This window comes from Burkholderia sp. 22PA0106 (genome assembly GCF_047497155.1).
Classification (GTDB): Bacteria; Pseudomonadota; Gammaproteobacteria; order Burkholderiales; family Burkholderiaceae; genus Burkholderia.
The window spans coordinates 358988-381997 of sequence record NZ_CP163163.1 but is presented as its reverse complement, the minus strand read 5'-3'; the positions used below and the strand labels follow the sequence as shown (position 1 = coordinate 381997).

Here is a 23010-nt window from a genome sequence, read left to right as displayed (position 1 = left end):
GATCGCCAGGATTCCGAAACGAATCCGCATGAAAAAACGGCAACGCATCGTTCGACGCGTTGCCGTTTTTTATCCCGCCAGGCCGCTTCAGCTCCAGTTCAGCCAGCCGCTATATCCCACCAGCAACACCAGCAAGCCGAACACGATCCGGTACCACGCGAACGCCGTGAAATCGTGCGAGGCCACATAGCGCAGCAGCCAGCGCACACAGGCGAACGCGCTGACAAACGCCGCCACGATCCCCACCGCGAACAGCCCGATCGAATCGACCGAGAACGCGTGCCAGTCCTTCACCGTCTCGTAGAACGTGGCGCCGAAGATGATCGGGATTGCGAGGAAGAACGAGAACTCGGTGGCGACGCGCCGGTCGAGCCCGGCCAGCATCCCGCCGATGATGGTCGAGCCCGAGCGCGACACGCCCGGAATCAGCGCGCAGCATTGCGCGATGCCCACCTTCAGCGCATCGAGCGGCGTGAGCGCATCGATCGACATCACGCGCGCCGGCTCGCGGCGTTCGCGCTGCCGCGACTCGGCCCAGAGGATCACGGCGCCGCCGGCCACCAGCGCGAACGCCACCGGCACCGGCGAGAACAGCACGCGCTTGATGGCCTTCTCGAACAGCAGCGCCAGCACGATGGCCGGCAGCGTGGCGATCACCACGTTCAGCGCGAAGCGCCGCGCCTCGGGCCGCGACGGCAGCCCCGCGATGACCGTGCCGATCCGGCGGCGATATTCCCAGCAGACGGCGAGGATCGCGCCGAACTGGATCACGACGTCGAAGGTCTTCGCCTGATCCGCATTGAAATTGAGAAAGCTGCCGGCAACGATCAGGTGGCCGGTGCTCGACACCGGTAGAAATTCGGTCAGTCCTTCGACGACGCCGAGTATCAGCGCCTTGCAGATCAGTATCCAGTCCATCGTGGGCCCGTTCGTCAGAGTTGCAGGAAACGGGCCGCCCCCCATCACGACAACGCGCGGCCCGGCCGGCCGCACGATCGGAATCGTCACTTTTCGACGATTTCGACGCGTATGCCGTTTGTAAGGATCGTAATTGTACCGGGTTCGTAGTGAACCCCGGCAAATTGCAGTTGATCGGGCTTGAACGTGTAGATCGGATAGTTGGTCAGCAACTGCGTGGCGAGCAGGCCGGCGGCTTGCCCGACTTGCGGCGCGTACATCTGCGCATCGCCCGCGAGGTTGACGCTGTCGACGGCCGGTGCGCGCAGCACGACCGACAGGCTGGTCGGGTCGTAAGCAAGTTGTGCGGAAATGGTAAACGTGCCGCTGACCGGTTCGCGCAGGAACGGGCTGGTGAAATGCGCGTCGAGTTGCACGGCGATGCGGTTCTGCTCGGGCAGCATGCCCACCGCCGGGTTGGCGAGCGCGACGTCGAACACCTGCGACACGGTGCGCTGATACGGAAATTTGCGCGCCACCGCGCGCTGCACGTCGCCGCGCGAGAACGTGTAGTGATTGGGGATGAACGGAAACGTGGGCGTCGCGGCGCATGCGGCCAGCGACACGGATACGCCCAATGCCGCGAACGCGGCGGTCACGAAGCGGCGACGGCCGCTTGCGCGCGATGGATTCATGCGGATTCTCCTGCGGCCGGCGAGCCGGGCGACCGCGCGCCGCGGCCCTGCCCTCGGATTGCATTGCGGCCCGCCGCGACGTGGTAATGCCGCCGCAGGCCCGGGGGCACAAGCCTAGCATGACGCCCCCCGACGCATCCGCAACGGCCGATCGCCGGAAGGCACGCCGGCCGGTCGGTAGAGCAACGGCTCGACGCGGCGCCCGCGCAGCGCGACAATCGCCACGCCGGCATCTGCGGAGCGGCCGCGCGACACGCATCGCGCGGCGTCACTGGAGGGGACATGACTTATGAAGAAGCGTCGGAACTCGTGCCCTTCACCGCGGAGATCGAAGCCGCGCTCGTCGAACTGGCGCTGAGTCGCGCGCCCGTGCGGCTGGCCAAGCTGGCCAGCGCGGCGTCGGAAGACGAGCGCTTCGACCGCCTGCCGCGCGCGGCCGCCGCCGCGTTCCATCTCGGGCTCTACGCGGAAGCGCGGGCGCACGCCGAGGAAAGCCTCGCACTCGCGCCACGCCACCCGGCCGTCTGGAACCACGGCAACGCGGTGCATCTCGGCAATACGGTGCTGGGCCTGCTGGCGCTGCGCGACGGCGCTCACCGGCACGGCCTCGCCGTGACCGCGCTGCTGGCCTCGGCCGCCACGCCCGGCTCGCCGCAACTCGCCAGCTTCGGGCCGACGATGCAACTGGCCAAGGCGTTGCTGCGCGAAGGCGAGGCCATCCCCGTGCTCGACTATCTGATGCGCTGCCGCGGCTTCTGGCCCGCCGGCGCGGCCTGGCTCGATATCTGGGAGCGCAAGATCGGCGCGGGCCAGGTGCCCAACTTCTTCGAGCACTCGCTGATGTAGCGCCCCGGGCATTCAACGCGGCGCGGTCAGCACCTCGAGCTGTGTGAGCCACGCCATCGCCTCGTGACGGCTTGCGCCGCACATCTCGGCCGACGGCTGCAGGCCCGAGCAGCAGGCAGGCCGCTCGGGCTGCCCGAAGATCCGGCAGTTGAGCGCCGCGTCCAGTTGGACGCACGGGGTGCCGGCCGGCTTGCCGTTCGGCATGCCCGGGATCGGGCTCGTGATCGATGGCGCGGTGCAGCACGCGCCGCATCCCGCGCGGCACGCATGTGCGTTGTCCGGCCCTGATTGTCCTGCCGCTTCCACGTTTTCCCGCCTTCCCTGCCGATGCAAACCGGCATTGTGCCATCGCAAACTTCGACGATATCGGCCTATCTCGTTATCACCGGCAGCGACTAGACTGAACCGCGTCGCTCGTCGCCTGTCGGTCTACCTCATGACGTCCTGTTCCCCCGCCCCCTCGTTCCGTCCCGATCTGCTCGCGAAATATGCGGCGAACGGCCCGCGCTACACGTCGTACCCCACCGCGCTGCAGTTCGACGATCGCTTCGACGTCGCCGACTACACGCGCGCCGCAGCCGATCCGGGCGCCTCGAACGCGCTGTCGCTGTACGTCCATATTCCGTTCTGCGCCACCGCCTGCTTCTACTGCGGCTGCAACCGCATCGCCACCCGCAACCACGCGCACGCGCGGCCCTACCTCGACCGGCTCAAGCAGGAGCTGGCGTTGCAGGCGGACCGCTTCGATCCGTCGCGCACGATCACGCAACTGCACTGGGGCGGCGGCACGCCGACGTTCCTGTCCGAGCCCGAGATCGCCGAACTGATGGCGGCCACGCGCGCGCAGTTCCCGATCGCGCCCGACGACGAAGCCGAAATCTCGGTCGAGATCGACCCGCGCACGGCCACCCCGGCCACGCTCGCGCACCTGCGCATGCAGGGCTTCAATCGCCTGAGCCTCGGCGTGCAGGACGTCGACCCCGAGGTGCAGCGCGCCGTGAACCGCGTGCAACCGATCGAGCGCACCGCGAGCCTGATCACGGCGGCGCGGCTGATCGGCTATCGCTCGGTCAGCGTCGACCTGATCTACGGGCTGCCGAAGCAGACGGTGGCGAGCTTCGCGCACACGCTCGACACCGTGATCGAACTGGCGCCCGACCGCATCTCGGTGTTCGGTTACGCGCACCTGCCGGGCCTGTTCAAGATGCAGCGCCGCATCGACGACGCCACGCTGCCCACGCCGGCCGCGCGCATCGCGCTGCTGGGCCTCGCGATCGAGACGCTGACGCAGGCCGGCTATGTCTATATCGGCATGGATCACTTCGCGCGGCCAACCGACGAGCTGGTCGCGGCCCAACGCAACGGCACGCTGCAACGCAACTTCCAGGGCTACAGCACGTGCGCCGATACCGATCTGATCGGCATCGGCATGTCGTCGATCGGCAAGGTCGGCGATGTCTACGTGCAGAACGAGAAGGACATCGCCGCCTGGAGCGCCGCGATCGACGCGGGGCGGCTGCCGATCGCGCGCGGCGTCAGGCTGAACGCGGACGACCGCCTGCGGCGCGACGTGATCATGCGGCTGATGTGCCATCTCTCGTTGCCGTTCGCCGAACTGGAAACCGTGTACGGCATCCGCTTCGCCGAGCGTTTCGCGCCCGAACTGGCCCGGCTGCGCGATTTCGAGCGCGACGGCCTGCTGTCGATCGAGCCGCGCCGCCTGACGATCCACCCGGCCGGGCGGCTGTTCGTGCGCAACATCGCGATGTGCTTCGACGCTTACCTGTCCGGCGCCACCGCCGGGCGCTGCTCGAAAACCGTCTGACCGTCCGCCCCCGACCGTCGGCGGGCGGGGGCCTTCTGCGCTACAGTGGCGGTTTCCGCCGATCCCCGCCCCGCCACGATGCGCACGACCAAAGCGACCCTCGCGGTCGAACGCCTGAAAACCCGCACGGGCAATGCGCGCTACGCCGCCGTCAGCCTGCCCGGCGACCTGTTCTATCTGACCGACCGCGCCAGCGGCACGGCCGAAAAGCTCTGCGCGCCGCTGCCGCTCGACGAGTTCGTCAAGTTCGTCAACGGCGTGGCGCCGCCCGCGCCGCGCAGGGCCAGCAAGCTCGATGAGGCCTTCGAGGAAAAGATCCGCAACGCCAAGCGCTAAAACCCGCGCCGCAGCAAGGCGCGGGCGTGTTCCGGCGCTCGAATCGCGGCTCGTTTGGTACAATCGCCGAGTTAATTTCCCCGCTGACGGCCGCCTCGCGGCATGACCACCATGAACATCGAAAATGCGCGCTTCAACATGATCGAACAGCAGATCCGGCCGTGGGAAGTGCTGGACCCGGAGGTCCTGAGCCTGCTGTCGGTCGTCAAGCGCGAACACTACGTGCAGGGCGTCTATCGCGACCTCGCGTTCGCCGATCTCGAACTGCCGCTGCCCGGCGGCCAGAAGATGCTGGCGCCGCGCGTCGAGGCCCGCATCCTGCAGGAACTGGCCGTCAAGAAGCACGAAACCATCCTCGAAATCGGCGCCGGCTCGGGCTACATGGCTGCGCTGCTGGCCCATCGCGGCCAGCACGTGGTAACGGTCGACATCGCGCCGGATCTCGTGCAGTTCGCCACCGACAATTTGCGCGACAACGGCGTGACCAATGCCGAAGTGGTGCTGGCCGACGCCGCGCGCGGCCTGCCGGAGCAAGCCCCGTACGACGTGATCTGCGTGTCGGGCGGCCTGCCCGTGGTGCCGCAGGAGCTGCTCGAGCAACTGAAGGTGGGCGGCCGGCTCGCGGCGTTCGTCGGCTCGCGCCCGGTCATGAAGGCACAGATCATCACCCGCATCGACGACAAGCAGTTCCGGGTCGCCGACGTGTTCGAAACCTACGTCGATCACCTCGTCAACGCGATGGAGCCGTCGCGCTTCCGGTTCTGATCGCGTCGCACCTCTTCCTTTCACGCCTCATCCCGACACCGTCATGCCGATGCAAATCCTGACCGCTCCCGCCCTGGCCGCATGGCTCGGCGACGCATCCCGCCCGGCGCCCGTCGTGCTCGACGTGCGCGAACCGTGGGAAGTCGCCACCGCCAGCCTCGCGGGCAGCGTGTCGATCCCGATGCAGCAGATCCCCGCGCGCAGCGAAGAGCTCGACGACGAAGCCGAAATCGTCTGCCTCTGCCATCACGGCATGCGCAGCGCGCAGGTCGCGATGTTCCTCGAATCGCGCGGCTTCACGAAGATCTACAACCTGCAAGGCGGCATCGACGCGTGGTCGCGCGATGTCGATCCGTCGGTGCCGCGCTACTGATCCGCACCTGACGCACCGCCTTCTCTCGCAACGCCGCAGCCCCCAGGCTGCGGCGTTGTGCTTTGCGGAGCCGGCAGATCGAGGCGGCATGCACCGATCTGCGGCCCGCTCCCTGGCCGATACGCCATCACGCCCGCCTGCCAAGCCCACCCATGACCCGCCAATGGGCCGCCGCGACGCATCGCGGTGCGCGCCATGCGTCTCAAGCGTGCAACGCGCAGGCTGTCTGCACGACGCCCAAGGCCCGATGATCCGCCATCGTGCATCGCCCCGCGATGCACCACGAACGGCCGCAAGCCTGCACCGCGACGGACCACCCTCGCCACGCGCCGCCGCACCGCAACCGTCCGCGCGCGGCATCGCGTACACGTCGAGCCGCGCCGTACAAGGATTTCACGGCCCCTGGCACATGCCTTGCGTTATTCGCTTCCGAGGCGCCGCACCGGCGCACGCAAGCCAACAACGTCAAGGGGAACTCGATGAAGCGTCGCAGTCTGTTGAAGATCGGATCGATGGCGGGTGCACTCACGCTGGCAAGCCGCCTGCCGCTGGCCCACGCGGATGAAAAAGGTCCGATCAAGGTCGGCATCCTGCATTCGCTGTCGGGCACGATGGCGATCTCCGAGACCTCGTTGAAGGACACCGCGCTGATGACCATCGCGGAAATCAACAAGTCGGGCGGCGTGATGGGCCGCCAGTTGCAGCCGGTGGTGGTCGATCCGGCCTCGAACTGGCCGCTGTTCGCCGAGAAGGCGCGCGGGCTGCTCACGCAGGACAAGGTCGCCGTCACGTTCGGCTGCTGGACCTCGGTGTCGCGCAAATCGGTGCTGCCGGTGTTCGAGGAACTGAACGGCCTGCTGTTCTACCCGGTGCAGTACGAAGGCGAGGAAATGTCGCGCAACGTGTTCTACACGGGCGCCGCGCCGAACCAGCAGGCGATCCCCGCCACCGAATACCTGATGAGCGCCGAAGGCGGCGCCGCCAAGCGCTTCTTCCTGCTCGGCACCGACTACGTGTACCCGCGCACGACCAACAAGATCCTGCGCGCGTTCCTGAAATCGAAGGGCGTTCAGGACGCCGATATTCAGGAGGTCTACACGCCGTTCGGTCATAGCGACTACCAGACCATCGTCTCGAACATCCGCACCTTCTCGCAAGGCGGCAAGACCTGCGTGATCTCCACCATCAACGGCGATTCGAACGTGCCGTTCTACAAGGAACTCGGCAACCAGGGCCTCAAGGCCACCGACGTGCCGGTGGTGGCGTTCTCGGTGGGCGAGGAAGAACTGCGCGGCATCGACACCAAGCCGCTGGTCGGCAACCTGGCCGCCTGGAACTACTTCATGTCGCTGCGCAATCCCGAGAACGCGAAGTTCAAGGCGATGTTCGCGGACTGGGTCAAGAAGAACAACCTGCCGGGCGGCGCCAAGCGCGTGACGAACGATCCGATGGAAGCGACCTTCGTCGGCATCCACATGTGGAAGCAGGCGGTCGAGAAGGCCAAGAGCACGGACGTCGACAAGGTGCGCGTGGCGATGATCGGCCAGAAGTTCAACGCGCCGTCGGGCTTCGTGCTGGAGATGGACGGCAATCACCACCTGCACAAGCCGGTGATGATCGGCGAGATCCGCGCCGACGGCCAGTTCAACGTGGTGTGGCGCACCAAGACGACGGTGCGCGCGCAACCGTGGAGCCCGTATATCCCGGGCAACGCGGGCAAGCCCGACGTGGTCAGCTCGATCGGCGACTTCCTGCGCCGCCGCCGCGCCGCGCTCGCCTGAACGGGCGGCCGCCCGCGAGGCGGCATGGGTGGCCGTCATGGCCTCCGCGCACCGCGCCTCGCGCGCCGTGCGCGGCCGCTTCTCCCCGCGCGGCCGGCCGGTCGCGCGGTTGTTCACCCTGCGGTTCAACCGACAGCCAGGATTTTCCGATGCTCACGTTCCCACGCCGCGCCCGACACGGCCTTGCCGCGCTCGCTGCTTTCGCCGCGCTCGCATGCGTCGCGCCCAGCCCGGCGTTCGCGCTCGATGCCGCCGATACGGCCGCACTGGCCGGCGACGATTTCGATGCGAAGCTCGCCGCGATCGACCATCTCTCGGCGGCAGGCGATGCCGCATCGGTCGCGCTGCTGCACGCGCTGGCCGACGGCGGCGTGCTCGCCACCGACGACGGCAAGCTGCTGGTGCAGGCCGACGACGGCAGCACCAAGGACGCCCTGAGCGGCGCCACCGTGCAGCCCGGCGACGCGCAAGCCATCACGCTCAACAACCTGCTGCGCAGCAAGGTGGCCAACGCGCTGTCGGCGCTCGACCTCGCCTCGCCCGATCTCGCCACGCGCACCGCCGCGGTCGATGCCCTGCTCAAGAATCCCGATTCGTCGATCAAGCCGCTGATCGAAAAAGCGCGCGCGAAGGAAACCGATGCCACGCTCAAGCGCCGCCTCGACGCGCTGTGGGCGATCGCCGCGCTGCACGACAAGGACGCCGCCAAGCGGCTCGAAGCCGTGAAGGTGGTGGCCGCGCGCCACGATCTCGACATGATCGAGCAGTTGCGCCCGCTCGTCGCGAAGAACCCCGACGGCAGCTTCGCCGAACCCGATGCGCAAGTGCGCGCGGCGGCGCAGGAAGGCCTCGACGCGCTGCATTCGCTGCAGGAACGCGGCGAGATCGCCAGCACGCTGTTCGCCGGTCTCTCGCTCGGCAGCGTGCTGCTGCTCGCCGCGCTCGGCCTGGCGATCACCTATGGCCTGATCGGCGTGATCAACATGGCGCACGGCGAGTTCCTGATGATCGGCGCCTACGCCACCTACGTGGTGCAGACGCTGTTCCAGCGCTACGCGCCGGGCGCGTTCGACTGGTATCCGCTGCTGGCCGTGCCGGCCTCGTTCGTGGCCGCCGCCGTGGTGGGCGTGGTGCTGGAGCGCACCGTGCTCAAGCATCTGTACGGCCGCCCGCTCGAAACGCTGCTGGCCACCTTCGGCGTGAGCCTGATCCTGATTCAGGCCACCCGCATGATCTTCGGCGCGCAGAACGTGCAGGTCTCGAACCCGTCGTGGATGAGCGGCGGCGTGAGCGTCATGCAGAACCTGATCCTGCCGTACAACCGCATCGCGATCCTGGCGTTCTCGCTGATCGTGGTCGGCATCGCCTGGGCCGTGCTGACCCAAACCCGCCTCGGCCTGTTCGTGCGCGCCGTCACGCAGAACCGCCGGATGGCGGCCTGCGTCGGCGTGAAAACGGCTCGTGTGGATTCCTATGCATTCGCGTTCGGCGCGGGCATCGCCGGGCTCGGCGGCTGCGCGCTCTCGCAGATCGGCAACGTCGGCCCCGACCTCGGCCAGAACTACATCATCGATTCGTTCATGGCGGTGGTGCTCGGCGGCGTGGGCCAGATCGCCGGCACGGTGGTGGGCGGCTTCGGCCTCGGCCTCGTCAGCAAGGCGATCGAGCCGTTCTGGGGCGCCGTGCTCGCCAAGATCGTGGTGCTCGTCATGATCGTGCTGTTCATTCAGAAACGCCCGCAGGGCATGTTCGCCCTGAAGGGCCGTAGCGCGGAGGCCTGAAACATGACTTCGACCTCGTCCCTCGCCGCCGCGCCGGTCACGCCGGCCACGCTGCCCACCCCGGGCGCGGGCGGCACATCCGGCTTCGCGCTCGGCCTGCCGCCGCGCGCCGCGCTGCTGTCGCGCCGCGCTTGGCTCGCGCTGGTCGCGCTGTGCATCGTGATCGGCATCGGCGTGCCGATCGCGGCGCTCGTCACGCCCGAGTCGAGCACGTTTCATTTGTCGTCCTATGCGATGACGATCGCCGGCAAGTTCATGTGCTACGCGATCGGTGCGCTCGCGCTCGACCTCGTGTGGGGCTACTGCGGCATCCTGAGCCTCGGCCACGGCCTGTTCTTCGCGATCGGCGGCTATGCGATCGGCATGTACCTGATGCGCGAGATCGGCCACGACGGCGTGTACGGCAGCAACCTGCCCGACTTCATGGTGTTCCTGAACTGGAAATCGCTGCCGTGGTACTGGAACGGCTCCGATCACCTGATCGTCGCGCTGGCGCTGGTGGTGCTGGCCCCGGCCGTGATCGCCTGGGTGTTCGGCTTCTTCACGTTCCGCTCGCGCGTGAAGGGCGTGTACCTGTCGATCATCACGCAGGCCATGACGTTCGCCGCGATGCTGCTGTTCTATCGCAACGAAACCGGCTTCGGCGGCAACAACGGCTTCACCGATTTCAAGCGCCTGGCCGGCTACACCATCACCTCGCCCGGCATGCGCACGGTGTTGCTGCTACTGACGTTCGCCACGCTGGTGCTCGCGTTCATCGCCGCGCGCGCGATCGTCACCTCGAAGCTCGGGCGGGTGGTCACCGCCGTGCGCGACGGCGAAACGCGGCTGATGTTCCTCGGCTACAGCCCGCTCGCCTACAAGCTGTTCGTGTGGACCGTGTCGGCCGTGCTGTGCGGCATCGCCGGCGCGCTCTATGTGCCGCAGGTCGGCATCATCAACCCGAGCGAGATGTCTCCGGGCAACTCGATCGAGATGGCGATCTGGGTGGCGGTGGGCGGGCGCGGCACGCTGATCGGCCCGATCATCGGCGCGTTCGCGGTAAACGGCGCGAAGAGCTTCTTCACGGCCTACTTCGCCGAATACTGGCTGTTCTTTCTTGGCCTGATCTTCGTGCTGGTGCCGCTCCTGATGCCGCGCGGCATCGTGGGCGTGATCGAATCCGTCATGAAACGTGGAGGCAGCCGATGAACGAGAACGGCATGATGCCCGACCTGGCCCAACCGGATGGCAGCGATGCGCTGGCCGTCAGCGGCGTGGCCTCGATGTCGCGCGTGGTCGAACCGGGCGCGATCGACACCTCGCATGGCACGATCCTCTATCTTGAGGATATCGAAGTAAGTTTCGACGGCTTTCGCGCGCTCAAAAAACTCTCGCTGACGATCGATGCGGGCGAGTTGCGCTGCATCATCGGCCCGAACGGCGCGGGCAAGACCACCATGATGGACGTGATCACCGGCAAGACGAAGGCCGATTCCGGCAAGGTGTTCCTCGGCCAGACCATCGACCTGTCGCGCATGAACGAGCCCGAGATCGCGCGCACCGGCATCGGCCGCAAGTTCCAGAAGCCGACCGTGTTCGAGGCGCATCCCGTCTGGGAAAACCTCGAACTGGCGATGAAAGCGGATAAAGGCTGGTTCGCATCGCTGCGCTCGCGTCTGGATCGCCACGCCCAGCAACGCATCGAGGAAACCCTCGAACTGATCAAGCTCGAAGACAGCGCCTATCGGCTGGCCGGCGAGCTGTCGCACGGCCAGAAGCAGCGGCTCGAAATCGGCATGCTGCTGATGCAGCAACCGGCGCTGCTGCTGCTCGACGAACCGGCGGCCGGCATGACCGACCACGAAACCATGGAACTCGCGCAGCTTTTGAACACGCTGCGCGGCACCTGCTCGATGATGGTGGTCGAACACGACATGGAGTTCGTCGCGGCGCTCGCGGGCGACACCGGCCGCGTGACCGTGATGGCCGAAGGCGCGGTGCTCGCGCAGGGCACGCTCGACACGGTCAAGCGCGACGAAGCCGTGATCGAGTCCTACCTCGGTCGATAAGGAATCCCCAGCATGTTGAAGATCGAATCGCTGAATCAGTTCTATGGCGGCAGCCACATCCTGCGCAACGTCAACCTCACCGCCGAGGACGGCAAGCTGACCGTGCTGCTCGGGCGCAACGGCGTGGGCAAGACCACGCTGCTGCGCTGCCTGATGGGCGTGGTGGCCGCGAAGAACGGCAGCGTGGCGTGGCGCGGCAAGCCGCTCGACGCATTGGCACCGCATGCGCGCGTCGCCGCCGGGCTGGCCTACGTGCCGCAGGGCCGCGACATCTTTCCGCGCCTGACGGTCGAGGAAAACCTGCTGGTGGGCGCGGCGAGCCGCAAGGCGCCGTCGAAGGTGCCCGACCGCATCTACGAGCTGTTTCCGGTGCTGAAGGACATGCGCGCGCGGCGCGGCGGCGACCTGTCGGGCGGGCAGCAACAGCAGCTTGCGATCGGCCGTGCGTTGATGAGCGAGCCGCAATTGCTGATCCTCGACGAGCCGACCGAAGGCATCCAGCCGTCGATCATCCAGGACATCGGCCGCACGCTGCGCCAGCTCGTCGACGAAACCAACATGACGGTGCTGCTGGTCGAGCAGTACTACGATTTCGCACGCTCGATCGCCGATCAGTATTGGGTGATGAGCCGCGGCGAGATCGTCACGGGCGGCGCCGGCAGCGAGATGGAGGCGAACGGCGTGCGCGAGTTGATCGCGGTGTGAACACGCCGGTGTGCGGGCGGCCGGCGCGCCGCGCCGGGCCGCCGCTCAGGCAACGGTCTGGATGACCTCGAAGCCCTCGAACTCGGGATGCCCGAGATAAAGCGGACGGTTCGCGCCGCCCGCGTTGCGATGGGCCGCGCGAAACGCCTCCGACTGCGTCCAGTCGACGAACGCCGCATGGTTCGCCCAGATCGTGTGGCTCGCATAGAGCACATGATCGTCCCGCGCAGGGCCGCGCAGCAGATGGAATTCGACGAACCCCGGGACCGTTTTCAGTTGCGTGTCGCGTTCGAGCCAGACCTGCTCGAAGGCCGCTTCCGAACCGAGCGCGACCTTGAAACGATTCATTGCGATATACATGCCGGGTTTCCTCCTGATCGAACAATGTGCGCGACGCGATGCCCGCGCGACTGAACCGAACCGGCAGTGTAACGCGCTCGCCCCGATCCACGTTGTCGCGCTCAGAAGCGCAGCACGCCGTTCACCCAGGTCATCCCGCGCGGTTGGTCGCCGAGCTCGTTGTGCGTGCGCATCGCATAGCTGACCGACAGCGTCACATACTTGCCGATTGCGTAATCGAAGCCGACGCCGGCGCCGGCCAGGCTCAGGCTCGCGTCTTCGTTCGATGCCACGAATTTCTGCACGGTGGCGTGGGCGTAATCGAAGAACAATTGCGCCGCCAGGCCCGAAACGCCGGGCACGTTCGCATGAAGGCTGGCCGACGCGACGAAACCCTGATCGCCGCTGACCGTATCGTTGCTGAACGCCCGCACGGCATACGGGCCGCCGATCGTCATTTTTTCCGAGCTGTCGAGATTGCGCGACGCCTGCTGCGCATCGACCGACAATTGCAGATACAGCCCTGCGCGCGGCGCGAGCATCTGCGTAAACTTGGCTGCCTGCGTGGTTTTCGCGAACGTGCCGCGCGTATCGGCGCCATTCCAATCGGGCACGTTGTCGAGGTAGCCCACGCTCGCCCCGGCCCGGAACTCGAAAATATTGACCAACCCGGCCAGTTGCCCACGCCGGTCGCCGGAAAGCTCCAGCGTGGCGTTCTTCGAGCTTCGCGTATTGGGGTCTTCTTCGAGATACGAATCTGACATGCGCTTGTAATCGAGGTTTGCCGCGATCGTGAGATGGCGGTCGAGACCGCTCACGAGCGGCACACTGCCGTACACGCTGTAGACCATGGCGTACCCGTCCATATCCAGATCGCCATAGGTTTCCCCGCCCACCCGATAATCGACGCGCGACACGGCCACCCCGGCCCGCACACCGCGCGTGCCGACCGGCAAGTCGTAGGACACGCGGCCGATCAACGTCCGTCCTGCGTCACTGTCGTGGTTGGCCTGAAAGAAATCAGGCGCGGCATAACCGAGCGCCTGCAGTTGGTCCCCGATCCCAAGCGGGCTGTTCACCACAATCTGTGCACCGATTCGATTGCGGCCCGTGGTACGCTGCCCGGCGTTGTCGCCCACCAGCGCCGCCACCACACGCGGCGCCTGCTCCGCCGTCACCACGAGCGACGAGCCGCCCGGCGTGCTTCCGGGAGACAGCGTGGGCGTAAGCGCCCCGAGCCCCGGGAGGTCGCTCATGCGGGCCAATTGGTCCTGCATGACCTTCACATCGCCGGATGCCGAGATCCCGCGCTTCAAATACGCTTCCAGCACCTTGTCGCGCACATGCGAACGATTGACGCCGAGCTTCGCCGATTCGAGATGACCGCGCAGGATCGCAAGGTGAATCACGTCGCCGACCACCTTCTGTTGCGGCAAGTAGGCGCGCGAAATACTTTCGCCGTGATCGAGCAAAACCCCGGTGATCTGCACCGCGACGCCGCGCAATTCGCTCAAGCTCATCGAGCGGTCCCGGTAAGGCGCCACGATGGCCTCGACGTCTTGCTTCAACGCCCCCGGCACATCGTCGACGACGATGCGAGCGACATGCACAAGCAACGCGCCGGTGTCCGCCGTTTCGCCGGAGGCAGCGTTGTCGCGAATCGTCGGCTGCGCGTCTCCTTTGGGCGGCGCCGGCGTGCCGAGGAACGAGTTGTGTTGCAGAATCGCGCCGGCCGAGGGCAGCGTTGCGCCAGCCTGCGGGCTTTGCGCGAAACCGCAGGGCGCGGCAATCAGGGTCAGGCAGGTCAGCACGCCGGACACGGCGGCTTTCAATTCGATCTTTTTCATGATTGAGGTGAAGGCGGTGCGCCTGCTTCAGGCGGCAGACGTAGCGATTAGCGGCACGGGCGAACAGGTTCGGCCCATGCCCGGCATCGCGAATGCAAGCCTGCCGAAAATAGGCACCTGCCATTGCCGCATATTTAAAAACGACGCGTTCCTTTTTTATCGGCCGCGATTTATGCAGATCACATCGCCACCGAGCCTGGCATCGAGATCGATTTAAAGAACCCGGCATTCAATCGAATATCCGGGATATATTTAGATCGAGATGACCAGAACATCTCCTCGACAAGATAAGCGCAGGAATTCGCTCGGCCGGCAGAAATTCGAACTTGCTTCACTCCACGCCGAAAAATGAAAATGGAATCCGTTGAAACGGATTCCATTGAAACCGCTATATCGAAGCGGCCGAATGCTTACCGACGACTGCGGTTAGGACCGGGAATAAATCACGTAAACCTGGCCCCGATCCATGAACTTCGGACCGTTCTCGGTGGCGACAATGTAGCCACCCTCCACCGGCACAAGCGGCTTGATACCGTCGAACCCTTCCACCAGGCCGACCACCTTGGCATCGGACGGCCACACTTCGTCGAAACCGTACATGTTGCCGTATTCATGGCTGTGCCAGCGCAGCGACACCTTGCCGCCGGCATCCGACACATCGGCATTCATGCCGGCAATCGCGCCGAGCGCAGCTTTGTTGCCTGCCTTCACGATCACGTCGCCGTTGCGGCTATCGATCGCAGCGCGCTTGCCTACATGGCTGCCCCAGATGTTCGGCAACACGCCCGCCGTGACGTTTTCTCCCGCCAGCGAAATCTGGCCGCCTGCCAAGAGGTTCCCGCCATAGGTCAGATCCTTGCCGGCATGCATCGTCAGCGAACCGTGCGCCGTCATCGCCTGGCTGGTAACCGCTCCGGCGTCCGCCACGACAGACACGTTCTTGCCACTGACGTCACCGAGACGGATGTTGCCGCCGTGCGTATCGATCACCACGTCATCGGCCGCCTTGATCTTGGCGTATTCGCGATAAAAGCTTTGGCCGTACGCGCCGAAACCATTCCAGCTGACCGGCGTGCCAAAGTAGTCGGAATCGCCTACATTGCTGCCCCAGGTGTCCGGCAACACGCCCGCCTTTACGTTTTCGCCCGCCAGCGAAATCTTGCCGCCTGCCACGAGGTTCCCGCCATAGGTCAGATCCTTGCCGGCATGCATCGTCAGCGAACCGTGCGCCGTCATCGCCTGGCTGGTAACCGCTCCGGCGTCCGCCACGACAGACACGTTCTTGCCACTGACGTCGCCGAGACGGATGTTGCCGCCGTGCGTATCGATCACCACGTCATCGGCCGCCTTGATCTTGGCGTATTCGCGATAAAAGCTTTGGCCGTACGCGCCGAAACCATTCCAGCTGACCGGCGTGCCAAAGTAGTCGGAATCGCCTACATTGCTGCCCCAGGTGTCCGGCAACACGCCCGCCTTTACGTTTTCGCCCGCCAGCGAAATCTTGCCGCCTGCCACGAGGTTCCCGCCATAGGTCAGATCCTTGCCGGCATGCATCGTCAGCGAACCGTGCGCCGTCATCGCCTGGCTGGTAACCGCTCCGGCGTCCGCCACGACAGACACGTTCTTGCCACTGACGTCGCCGAGACGGATGTTGCCGCCGTGCGTATCGATCACCACGTCGCCGCCCGCGAGGATTGCATGACGACGAGCGCCCAGCAGATCCGGGCCCGCCGTGTACTCCGTCGCAATCACATTGTTGCCGCGCAAGGCCAGATTGCCTCGCGTCTTCAGGTTGCTGCTCAGGTTGATGTCGCCCTCGCTGCTCACGACGCTGTCGCTCGAGCCGTCCTGCTTGCCCGACAGGCCGATATTGCCGTGGCCCTTGCCGAGAAGCGTGATGCCGCCGAGTTTGTCCAGGCCGTCGGCTTCGAGTGTGCCGGTGTTGTTGATCACGTTACGTGCGACGGCGTCACGCGCCCAGGCCGTCATCACGATATCGCCGTTGTCCGTCTTGATGAGGCCGTTGTTTTCCACGAGCGCATGGACAGCGGCTTGATCCAGCCGAGCCTGCATGCGGCCGCCATCGAAACTGACGGTGACATCCTGGGCCGCGCCGAGAACGACATTGCCGTTTTCGCTGCGGATCGCTCCATTGTTGACCACGGTCGTGCCGAACAGGCCGACCGACTCCTTCGCCGCAACGCGGCCACCGACGTACACCACCCCCGCTTTGTCACCCGAAAATTTCAGCTTGCCGTTGTTGAAATTCTCGTCGCTGATATCGAGCGACGAGGCAATCAGGCCGCCCACGTTGACGCGCGCGCCATTGCCGATCACCACGCCGTTCGGGTTGACGATGAGCACGCGCCCGTTGGCATTGAGCGCACCATTGATCTGCGTCGGGCTCATGAACGAGTTGATACGATTGAGCACGGCGGATTTCGCATCCTTCTGCACGAAGTTGAGCGTTTCCCGCGCGCGGACATCCATGTTGTTCCAGTTGACCACCATCTTGTCGGTGGACTGATTGACTGTCGTGGTCGCACCATTCTTGCTGATATTGCCGGTACCGCTGGCAATGGTCCCCACCCCCACGGCGTGCGCTTGATTGGCCAAGAGCACGAGAACCGCAAATGCAACCGGCCGCAAGTGACACATTTTCTTTGCCATGATATTTTTTCTCCACTCACAATGTTTAAACCAGCGGCCATCATCGCTCAACTCCTTCGCCGATGCAGATGTAAAAATTCTTAATTCCATCTGAAAACAAACAAAACTACGCGTTACATCAAGTAAAATTGATCGAGACGAGTTTTATTTTTCATATAAATATATTTTAATAATCGATTTATTTCATATTCATAACGGTTCATGGGATTATCAAACCACGGCTTTTCCCGACGACAATCTTTTCTTCGTCGTCACGCCTTGAGGTAGCATGACGGCGCGCTCAAGCACCTCTCGATTTCATCGCGCCTCTATCCCATGTCAACCCGTTCGATGCCCGCCGCCGACTCACCTCCCGCCCGTCCCGCAGCCGCCACCGCCCCCACCAAGAAAGCCTGGCGCGCGATGCTCGAACTCGGCTTCGAGCGGCAGCGCACCGGGCGCTCGGCGCTCGTGCATCGCCGTCACGACGGCCCGCTGCGCATCCAGCGCCCGCTCTACCCCGAAGGCGACGCGATCTGCCACGCGGTGATCGTGCATCCGCCCGGCGGCGTCGCGGGCGGCGACCGGCTCGACATCGCCGTGCAGGTCGGCAGCGGTTCGCACGCGGTGATCACCACGCCGGGCGCCACCAAGTGGTACAAGTCCAACGGCCTCGACGCGCGGCAACGGATCGCCATCGCGGTGGCCGACGACGCGAAGCTCGACTGGCTGCCGCAAAACAACCTGTTCTTCGACGCCACGCAGGCCTCGCTGGAGTTCTCGCTGACGGTGGGCAAGCGCGCCAGCGTGATCGGCTGGGACGTCTCGCAACTGGGCCGGCAGGCGGCCGGCGAAACCTGGTCGGTCGGCCGGATCGCCTCGTCGGCGCGCATCGCGGGCGCCGATGGCGCGCCGCTCTGGATCGAGCGCGCACATCTCGGCGCGACCGAACCGCTGCGCGTCACGCCGCAGGGGCTGGCGGGCTTTCCCGTCTACGGCACGCTGTGGGCGATCGGCGACGCCTGCACCGATGCGCTGGCCGAATCGCTGGCCCCCGCGCTGCCGTTCGGCGACACGCTGCGCGCCGGCATCACCTGCGTCGCGCCGCGCGTGATGCTGATCCGCGCGCTGGCCGGCTCGGTCGAGGCGCTGCAGAACCTGTTCGTCGAGCAATGGACGCGGCTGCGTCCGCTGGTGCACGGCGTCGAGGCGCGAGCGCTGCGGCTCTGGCAGACCTGATCGCCCCTTTCCCCTGCACCACCGTGAGGCATCACGCCGACCGCTTCGCACCGAGGCGGTGAACGCACGCACGCAAACCCGACACACGACGCACTACCGCATGGCACACGGCTTGCGTTCTTGACATGCCGCCGTGCCGCGCACGGCACACGATGCTACGATCGGCCGGTTGCCGTGCATGCAACGCGCGGCCGAATTATTACGTCTAGCTAAACATCGAGCTTTCATGAAGCTGACTCCACGAGAGAAAGACAAACTGTTGATCTTCACCGCCGCGCTGCTCGCCGAGCGCCGCCGCGCCCGCGGCCTGAAGCTCAACTATCCGGAGACGATCGCGTTCATCACCGCCGCGCTGATGGAAGCGGCGCGCGACGGCAAGACGGTGGCCGAGGTCATGCACTACGGCACCACGCTGCTCACGCGCGACGACGTGATGGACGGCATCGCGGAGATGATCCCCGACATCCAGGTCGAGGCCACCTTCCCCGACGGCACCAAGCTGGTCACCGTCCACCACCCGATTCCCTGAGGCCCACGATGATTCCCGGCGAAATCCTCACCGATGACGGCGATCACGAGCTGAACGCCGGCCGCCCCACCATCACGCTGGCCGTCGCCAATACCGGCGACCGGCCGGTGCAGGTCGGCTCGCATTACCACTTCCACGAAGTCAACGATGCGCTGTCGTTCGACCGCGCCGCCGCCCGCGGCTTCCGGCTCAACATCGCGTCGGGCACGGCCGTGCGCTTCGAGCCGGGCCAGACGCGCACCGTCGAGCTGGTCGAGCTGGCCGGCGACCGCATCGTCTACGGCTTTCAGGGCAAGGTGATGGGCAAGCTCTGAGCGCGCCCGCGCAGTTCGTTCGCAGCCCGTAACAGTTGTTCGCAGCCCGGCGCATCGCCGGGTGCTCCAAGGATTCGACACCATGACACTACGCTTGAGCCGCCGCGCCTACGCGGAAATGTTCGGCCCGACCACCGGCGACCGCATCCGCCTGGCCGATACCGAGCTGCTGATCGAGGTCGAGCGCGACTGCACGATCTATGGCGAGGAAGTGAAATTCGGCGGCGGCAAGGTGATTCGCGACGGCATGGGCCAGTCGCAGCGCGTCGCCACCGAGGTGGCCGACACCGTCATCACCAATGCCGTGATCCTCGATCACTGGGGCATCGTGAAGGCCGACATCGCCCTCAAGGACGGCCGCATCCAGGCGATCGGCAAGGCCGGCAACCCCGACATCCAGCCCGGCGTGACGATCGCGATCGGCGCGGCCACGGAAGTGATCGCGGGCGAAGGCATGATCGTGACGGCGGGCGGCATCGACACCCACATCCACTTCATCAGCCCGCAGCAGATCGACGAGGCGCTGGCCTCGGGCGTCACCACCATGATCGGCGGCGGCACCGGCCCGGCGGCCGGCACCAACGCCACCACCTGCACGCCCGGCCCGTGGCACATCGAACGGATGCTGCAGGCCGCCGACGGCTGGCCGATCAACATCGGCTTTCTCGGCAAGGGCAACGTGAGCCTGCCGCAGCCGGCCGAGGAACAGATCGCGGCCGGCGCGATCGGCCTGAAGCTGCACGAGGATTGGGGTTCGACGCCCGCCGCGATCGACAACTGCCTCACCGTTGCGGACGCAACCGATACGCAGGTGGCGATCCACACCGATACGCTGAACGAAGGCGGTTTCGTCGAATCGACGGTGGCCGCGTTCAAGGGCCGCACGATCCACACGTATCACACCGAAGGCGCGGGCGGCGGCCACGCACCCGACATCCTCAAGGTGTGCTCGGAGCTGAACGTGCTGCCGTCGTCGACCAACCCGACGCGGCCCTACACGATCAACACGCTCGACGAACACCTCGACATGCTGATGGTGTGCCATCACCTCGACCCGTCGATCGCCGAGGATCTGGCGTTCGCCGAATCGCGAATCCGCCGCGAGACGATCGCCGCCGAGGACATCCTGCACGACCTCGGCGCGCTGTCGATGATGTCGTCGGATTCGCAGGCGATGGGCCGGGTGGGCGAGGTGATCATCCGCGCCTGGCAGACCGCGCACAAGATGAAGGTGCAGCGCGGCAAGCTGCCTGAAGATGGCGCGCGCAACGACAACTTCCGCGCCAAACGCTATGTCGCGAAGTACACCATCAACCCGGCGCTCACGCACGGCATCGCGCACGAAGTCGGCTCGATCGAGCCGGGCAAGTGGGCCGACCTGGTGCTGTGGGAACCGGCGTTCTTCGGCGTGAAGCCGGCCATGATCCTCAAGGGCGGCATGATCGCGGTCGCGCAGATGGGCGACCCGAACGCGTCGATCCCGACGCCGCAGCCGGTGCATTTCCGCGAGATGTTCGCCACCCGCGGCGGTGCGCTCGGCCGCACCTCGCTGACCTTCGTCTCGCAGCTCGCGCTCGACAACGGCGTCGCGGCCCGCTACGGCCTCGCCAAGCGCGTGGTGCCGGTGCGCGGCTGCCGTACCGTGACCAAGGCCGACATGGTCCACAACGCGTGGCGGCCCGACATCACCGTCGACCCGGAAACCTACGACGTGGTCGCGAACGGCCTGTTGCTGACCTGCGAACCCGCCACCGTGCTGCCGATGGCGCAGCGCTACTTCCTGTTCTGATTCATGCGCACTCTCGACAAACGCATCGCCCCCAACGTCAAGCTCGCGGCCTCGCTGGTCGCGCGCGCGCCCACCCTCACGCTGGCCTACGACGCCCGCTGCAAGAGCCGCTTCGCCGCGACGCTCGACAACGGCGAGGAGGTGGGCGTGGTGCTGCCGCGCGGCACCGTGCTGGCCGACGGCGACGTGCTGGTGGCCGACGACGGCAAGCTGGTGCGCATCGTCGCGGCATCGGAAGCCGTGATGCGCGTGCGCGCGCCGAATGCGCTGACGTTCACGCGCGCCGCCTATCACCTCGGCAATCGCCACACGCCGGTGCAGATCGGCGCGGACACGCTGGTGCTCGAATACGATCCGGTGCTGGCCGACATGCTGACGCGACTCGGCGCGAAGGTGGAGCGCGTGGACGCGCCGTTCCAGCCCGAAGCCGGCGCATACGGCGGCGGCCACAAGCACGGCCACGACGCGACGTTCGCCGAGGATTACGCGCTCGCGCAGCAGGTGTATGGCGAGCACCATGGTCATGCGCATTCGCATGACCATGGGCACGACCATTCCCACGGCGGCCACGTGCATACGGCGGCTTGCGGTCACGATCATGCGCATGGCGATGCCGCGCATTCGCACGATCACGGCCACGACCATTCCCACGGCGGCCACGTTCATACGGCGGCCTGCGGTCACGATCACGCGCATGGCGACGCCGCGCATTCGCACGATCACGGCCACGATCATTCACACGGCGGCCACGTTCACACGGCAGCCTGCGGTCACGATCACGCGCAAGGCGACGCCGCCTCGCACTCGCACGATCACGGCCAGCCCGGCCACGTCCACACCGACGCCTGCAATCACGACCATTCGCACGACCCCAAGCCCGTCGCCATCACGTTCCGCAAGCGCGAGCATGGACACGGCTGAACTCGTCGCGCTGCTGCACCTCGCCTCGCCGGCGCTGCCGATCGGCGGCTTCAGCTATTCGCAGGGCTTCGAGGCCGCGCTCGACGCGAACCTGATCCACGACGCCGACAGCGCGCGCGCATGGATCGCCAGCGGCCTGGCCGACGTGCTCGCCGCCTGCGAGCTGCCGTTCCTCGCGCATCAGCTCGAACGCTGGCGCACGCACGACGCGGCCGCGCTCGCCGAGGCCAACGCCGAATTCATCGCCAGCCGCGAATCGGCCGAACTGCGCCGCGAAACCGAGCAGATGGGCTGGTCGCTCGCGCAGCTGTGCGCCTCGCTCGAATGGGGCGACGCGGCCCGGCGCGCCACGCTCGCGGCGATCAGGCCGGTCGCGCTGCCCACCGCCTACGCATTCGCGGCCGCCGCGCACGACGCCACGCCCGACGCGGTGCTGACCGCCTACGCGTTCGGCTGGGTCGAGAACCAGGCCGCGGCCGCGCTGAAGGCCGTGCCGCTCGGCCAGCTCGCCGGCCAGAAGATTCTCGTCGCACTGCGCGGCACGATCGCCGACGCCGTGCGCCGCGCGCTCGCCACGCCGCCCGACGCCATCAACACGTTCGCCCCGCTGCTCGGCATCCTGTCGGCGCGGCACGAAACCCAGTACTCCCGACTGTTCCGCTCCTGAACGCCCGACCATGAACACGCCCTCCGCTTCCTCCCGCCGCACCAAGAAACTGCCACCGCTGCGCGTCGGCATCGGCGGCCCCGTCGGCTCCGGCAAGACGACCCTGCTCGAAATGCTGTGCAAGGCGATGCGCGAGCGCTACGACCTCGTCGCGATCACCAACGACATCTACACGAAGGAAGACCAGCGCCTGCTGACGGTGGCCGGCGCGCTGCCCGAGGAACGGATCATGGGCGTGGAGACGGGCGGCTGCCCGCACACGGCGATCCGCGAGGATGCCTCGATCAACCTGGAAGCCGTCGACCGCATGCTGGGCCGCTTTCCCGACGCGGACATCGTCTTCATCGAATCGGGCGGCGACAACCTCGCGGCCACGTTCAGCCCCGAGCTGTCGGACCTGACGATCTACGTGATCGACGTGGCCGGCGGCGAGAAGATCCCGCGCAAGGGCGGCCCCGGCATCACCAAGTCGGATCTGCTCGTGATCAACAAGACCGATCTCGCGCCGCTGGTGGGCGCGAATCTCGACGTGATGGCATCGGACACGAAGAAGATGCGCGGCGAGCGCCCGTACGTGATGACGAACCTGAAGGCGCTCGAGGGGGTGGCCGAGGTCATCGCGTTCATCGAGAAGAAGGGATTGCTGACGGCGTGATGCGTC

At 66.3% G+C, this 23010-nt stretch carries 23 protein-coding genes and 1 pseudogene; 18 read left to right on the top strand and 6 right to left on the bottom strand.

Going from position 1 to position 23010, the window contains the following annotated elements; genetic code table 11:
* Positions 1–87 precede the first annotated feature (87 nt).
* Positions 88–918, bottom strand: coding sequence for an undecaprenyl-diphosphate phosphatase (locus AB4850_RS16595; RefSeq protein WP_414444122.1), 831 nt, complete (start codon positions 916–918; stop codon positions 88–90).
* A gap of 86 nt (positions 919–1004) precedes the next feature.
* Positions 1005–1592 carry a DUF1439 domain-containing protein gene (locus AB4850_RS16590; RefSeq protein ID WP_414444121.1) on the bottom strand — a complete coding sequence of 196 codons (588 nt, stop codon included), beginning with the start codon at positions 1590–1592 and terminating at the stop codon, positions 1005–1007.
* Between the two features lie 282 nt (positions 1593–1874).
* Here AB4850_RS16590 and AB4850_RS16585 point away from each other — a divergent pair, with 282 nt between their 5' ends.
* Positions 1875–2438 carry a hypothetical protein gene (locus tag AB4850_RS16585; RefSeq protein WP_414444120.1) on the top strand — a complete coding sequence of 188 codons (564 nt, stop codon included), beginning with the start codon at positions 1875–1877 and terminating at the stop codon, positions 2436–2438.
* A gap of 12 nt (positions 2439–2450) precedes the next feature.
* On the opposite strand, the gene AB4850_RS16580 is transcribed toward AB4850_RS16585, so the two are convergent.
* Positions 2451–2744, bottom strand: coding sequence for a YkgJ family cysteine cluster protein (locus tag AB4850_RS16580; RefSeq protein ID WP_414444119.1), 294 nt, complete (start codon positions 2742–2744; stop codon positions 2451–2453).
* Between the two features lie 130 nt (positions 2745–2874).
* On the opposite strand from AB4850_RS16580, the gene hemN reads away from it, so the two are divergent.
* From hemN to urtE, 9 genes are all read left to right on the top strand, one after another.
* Complete coding sequence (hemN, locus tag AB4850_RS16575; RefSeq protein ID WP_414444118.1) at positions 2875–4263, top strand: oxygen-independent coproporphyrinogen III oxidase; 1389 nt, start codon at positions 2875–2877, stop codon at positions 4261–4263.
* Between the two features lie 78 nt (positions 4264–4341).
* A complete protein-coding gene (locus tag AB4850_RS16570; RefSeq protein ID WP_414444117.1) occupies positions 4342–4599 on the top strand; it encodes a hypothetical protein in 258 nt (85 codons plus the stop codon).
* A 111-nt stretch (positions 4600–4710) separates the two neighbouring features.
* A complete protein-coding gene (locus AB4850_RS16565) occupies positions 4711–5364 on the top strand; it encodes a protein-L-isoaspartate O-methyltransferase family protein (RefSeq protein ID WP_414444116.1) in 654 nt (217 codons plus the stop codon).
* A gap of 49 nt (positions 5365–5413) precedes the next feature.
* Positions 5414–5737, top strand: a complete 324-nt coding sequence (locus tag AB4850_RS16560) for a rhodanese-like domain-containing protein (RefSeq protein ID WP_414445534.1) — start codon at positions 5414–5416, stop codon at positions 5735–5737.
* 479 nt (positions 5738–6216) lie between these two features.
* A complete protein-coding gene (gene urtA, locus AB4850_RS16555) occupies positions 6217–7518 on the top strand; it encodes an urea ABC transporter substrate-binding protein (protein ID WP_414444115.1) in 1302 nt (433 codons plus the stop codon).
* A 149-nt stretch (positions 7519–7667) separates the two neighbouring features.
* A complete protein-coding gene (gene urtB, locus AB4850_RS16550) occupies positions 7668–9299 on the top strand; it encodes an urea ABC transporter permease subunit UrtB (protein ID WP_414444114.1) in 1632 nt (543 codons plus the stop codon).
* A gap of 3 nt (positions 9300–9302) precedes the next feature.
* Complete coding sequence (gene urtC / locus AB4850_RS16545) at positions 9303–10490, top strand: urea ABC transporter permease subunit UrtC (protein WP_414444113.1); 1188 nt, start codon at positions 9303–9305, stop codon at positions 10488–10490.
* Positions 10487–11350 carry an urea ABC transporter ATP-binding protein UrtD gene (gene urtD, locus AB4850_RS16540; protein ID WP_414444112.1) on the top strand — a complete coding sequence of 288 codons (864 nt, stop codon included), beginning with the start codon at positions 10487–10489 and terminating at the stop codon, positions 11348–11350. The genes urtC and urtD overlap by 4 nt, the downstream gene beginning before the upstream one ends.
* 12 nt (positions 11351–11362) lie before the next feature.
* Positions 11363–12055 (top strand): urea ABC transporter ATP-binding subunit UrtE, encoded by a 693-nt coding sequence (gene urtE, locus AB4850_RS16535; RefSeq protein WP_414442280.1) that lies wholly within the window; start codon positions 11363–11365, stop codon positions 12053–12055.
* A gap of 45 nt (positions 12056–12100) precedes the next feature.
* Here the strand turns inward: urtE and AB4850_RS16530 are convergent, their stop codons facing one another.
* Positions 12101–12415 carry an antibiotic biosynthesis monooxygenase family protein gene (locus AB4850_RS16530; RefSeq protein WP_414444111.1) on the bottom strand — a complete coding sequence of 105 codons (315 nt, stop codon included), beginning with the start codon at positions 12413–12415 and terminating at the stop codon, positions 12101–12103.
* A gap of 101 nt (positions 12416–12516) precedes the next feature.
* A complete protein-coding gene (locus AB4850_RS16525) occupies positions 12517–14241 on the bottom strand; it encodes a ShlB/FhaC/HecB family hemolysin secretion/activation protein (protein WP_414444110.1) in 1725 nt (574 codons plus the stop codon).
* On the opposite strand from AB4850_RS16525, the gene AB4850_RS16520 reads away from it, so the two are divergent.
* On the top strand, positions 14240–14458 hold the full coding sequence (locus AB4850_RS16520) for a hypothetical protein (RefSeq protein ID WP_414444109.1): 219 nt from the start codon (positions 14240–14242) through the stop codon (positions 14456–14458). The two genes, AB4850_RS16525 and AB4850_RS16520, sit on opposite strands and share 2 nt — an antisense overlap.
* A gap of 209 nt (positions 14459–14667) precedes the next feature.
* Here AB4850_RS16520 and AB4850_RS16515 read toward each other — a convergent pair whose 3' ends face one another.
* Positions 14668–16911 carry a filamentous hemagglutinin N-terminal domain-containing protein gene (locus AB4850_RS16515; RefSeq protein ID WP_414444108.1) on the bottom strand — a complete coding sequence of 748 codons (2244 nt, stop codon included), beginning with the start codon at positions 16909–16911 and terminating at the stop codon, positions 14668–14670.
* A gap of 330 nt (positions 16912–17241) precedes the next feature.
* On the opposite strand from AB4850_RS16515, the gene AB4850_RS16510 reads away from it, so the two are divergent.
* The 7 genes and pseudogenes from AB4850_RS16510 (at position 17242) to ureG (ending at position 23004) form a co-directional block, all read left to right on the top strand.
* Positions 17242–18129 carry an urease accessory protein UreD gene (locus AB4850_RS16510; protein ID WP_414445533.1) on the top strand — a complete coding sequence of 296 codons (888 nt, stop codon included), beginning with the start codon at positions 17242–17244 and terminating at the stop codon, positions 18127–18129.
* 226 nt (positions 18130–18355) lie between these two features.
* Positions 18356–18658, top strand: coding sequence for an urease subunit gamma (gene ureA / locus AB4850_RS16505; protein WP_414444107.1), 303 nt, complete (start codon positions 18356–18358; stop codon positions 18656–18658).
* An 8-nt stretch (positions 18659–18666) separates the two neighbouring features.
* Positions 18667–18972 carry an urease subunit beta gene (locus AB4850_RS16500; RefSeq protein ID WP_414444106.1) on the top strand — a complete coding sequence of 102 codons (306 nt, stop codon included), beginning with the start codon at positions 18667–18669 and terminating at the stop codon, positions 18970–18972.
* Between the two features lie 82 nt (positions 18973–19054).
* Complete coding sequence (gene ureC, locus AB4850_RS16495) at positions 19055–20761, top strand: urease subunit alpha (protein ID WP_414444105.1); 1707 nt, start codon at positions 19055–19057, stop codon at positions 20759–20761.
* 3 nt (positions 20762–20764) lie between these two features.
* Positions 20765–21460, top strand: a pseudogene (gene ureE / locus AB4850_RS16490) (urease accessory protein UreE); the annotation flags it as partial.
* A 208-nt stretch (positions 21461–21668) separates the two neighbouring features.
* Positions 21669–22349, top strand: coding sequence for an urease accessory protein UreF (locus AB4850_RS16485; RefSeq protein WP_414444104.1), 681 nt, complete (start codon positions 21669–21671; stop codon positions 22347–22349).
* Between the two features lie 10 nt (positions 22350–22359).
* On the top strand, positions 22360–23004 hold the full coding sequence (gene ureG / locus AB4850_RS16480) for an urease accessory protein UreG (RefSeq protein ID WP_414444103.1): 645 nt from the start codon (positions 22360–22362) through the stop codon (positions 23002–23004).
* Positions 23005–23010 lie beyond the last annotated feature (6 nt).

Excerpts from the sequence above, each read along its gene's own strand:
- AB4850_RS16595 (WP_414444122.1), bottom strand. The coding sequence starts at position 918 with ATGGACTGGATACTGATCTGCAAGGCGCTGATACTCGGCGTCGTCGAA.
- AB4850_RS16590 (WP_414444121.1), bottom strand. The coding sequence starts at position 1,592 with ATGAATCCATCGCGCGCAAGCGGCCGTCGCCGCTTCGTGACCGCCGCG.
- AB4850_RS16585 (WP_414444120.1), top strand. The coding sequence starts at position 1,875 with ATGACTTATGAAGAAGCGTCGGAACTCGTGCCCTTCACCGCGGAGATC.
- hemN (WP_414444118.1), top strand. The coding sequence starts at position 2,875 with ATGACGTCCTGTTCCCCCGCCCCCTCGTTCCGTCCCGATCTGCTCGCG.
- AB4850_RS16570 (WP_414444117.1), top strand. The coding sequence starts at position 4,342 with ATGCGCACGACCAAAGCGACCCTCGCGGTCGAACGCCTGAAAACCCGC.
- AB4850_RS16565 (WP_414444116.1), top strand. The coding sequence starts at position 4,711 with ATGAACATCGAAAATGCGCGCTTCAACATGATCGAACAGCAGATCCGG.
- AB4850_RS16560 (WP_414445534.1), top strand. The coding sequence starts at position 5,414 with ATGCAAATCCTGACCGCTCCCGCCCTGGCCGCATGGCTCGGCGACGCA.
- urtA (WP_414444115.1), top strand. The coding sequence starts at position 6,217 with ATGAAGCGTCGCAGTCTGTTGAAGATCGGATCGATGGCGGGTGCACTC.
- urtB (WP_414444114.1), top strand. The coding sequence starts at position 7,668 with ATGCTCACGTTCCCACGCCGCGCCCGACACGGCCTTGCCGCGCTCGCT.
- urtC (WP_414444113.1), top strand. The coding sequence starts at position 9,303 with ATGACTTCGACCTCGTCCCTCGCCGCCGCGCCGGTCACGCCGGCCACG.
- urtD (WP_414444112.1), top strand. The coding sequence starts at position 10,487 with ATGAACGAGAACGGCATGATGCCCGACCTGGCCCAACCGGATGGCAGC.
- urtE (WP_414442280.1), top strand. The coding sequence starts at position 11,363 with ATGTTGAAGATCGAATCGCTGAATCAGTTCTATGGCGGCAGCCACATC.
- AB4850_RS16530 (WP_414444111.1), bottom strand. The coding sequence starts at position 12,415 with ATGTATATCGCAATGAATCGTTTCAAGGTCGCGCTCGGTTCGGAAGCG.
- AB4850_RS16520 (WP_414444109.1), top strand. The coding sequence starts at position 14,240 with ATGATTGAGGTGAAGGCGGTGCGCCTGCTTCAGGCGGCAGACGTAGCG.
- AB4850_RS16525 (WP_414444110.1), bottom strand. The coding sequence starts at position 14,241 with ATGAAAAAGATCGAATTGAAAGCCGCCGTGTCCGGCGTGCTGACCTGC.
- AB4850_RS16515 (WP_414444108.1), bottom strand. The coding sequence starts at position 16,911 with ATGGCAAAGAAAATGTGTCACTTGCGGCCGGTTGCATTTGCGGTTCTC.
- AB4850_RS16510 (WP_414445533.1), top strand. The coding sequence starts at position 17,242 with ATGCCCGCCGCCGACTCACCTCCCGCCCGTCCCGCAGCCGCCACCGCC.
- ureA (WP_414444107.1), top strand. The coding sequence starts at position 18,356 with ATGAAGCTGACTCCACGAGAGAAAGACAAACTGTTGATCTTCACCGCC.
- AB4850_RS16500 (WP_414444106.1), top strand. The coding sequence starts at position 18,667 with ATGATTCCCGGCGAAATCCTCACCGATGACGGCGATCACGAGCTGAAC.
- ureC (WP_414444105.1), top strand. The coding sequence starts at position 19,055 with ATGACACTACGCTTGAGCCGCCGCGCCTACGCGGAAATGTTCGGCCCG.
- AB4850_RS16485 (WP_414444104.1), top strand. The coding sequence starts at position 21,669 with ATGGACACGGCTGAACTCGTCGCGCTGCTGCACCTCGCCTCGCCGGCG.
- ureG (WP_414444103.1), top strand. The coding sequence starts at position 22,360 with ATGAACACGCCCTCCGCTTCCTCCCGCCGCACCAAGAAACTGCCACCG.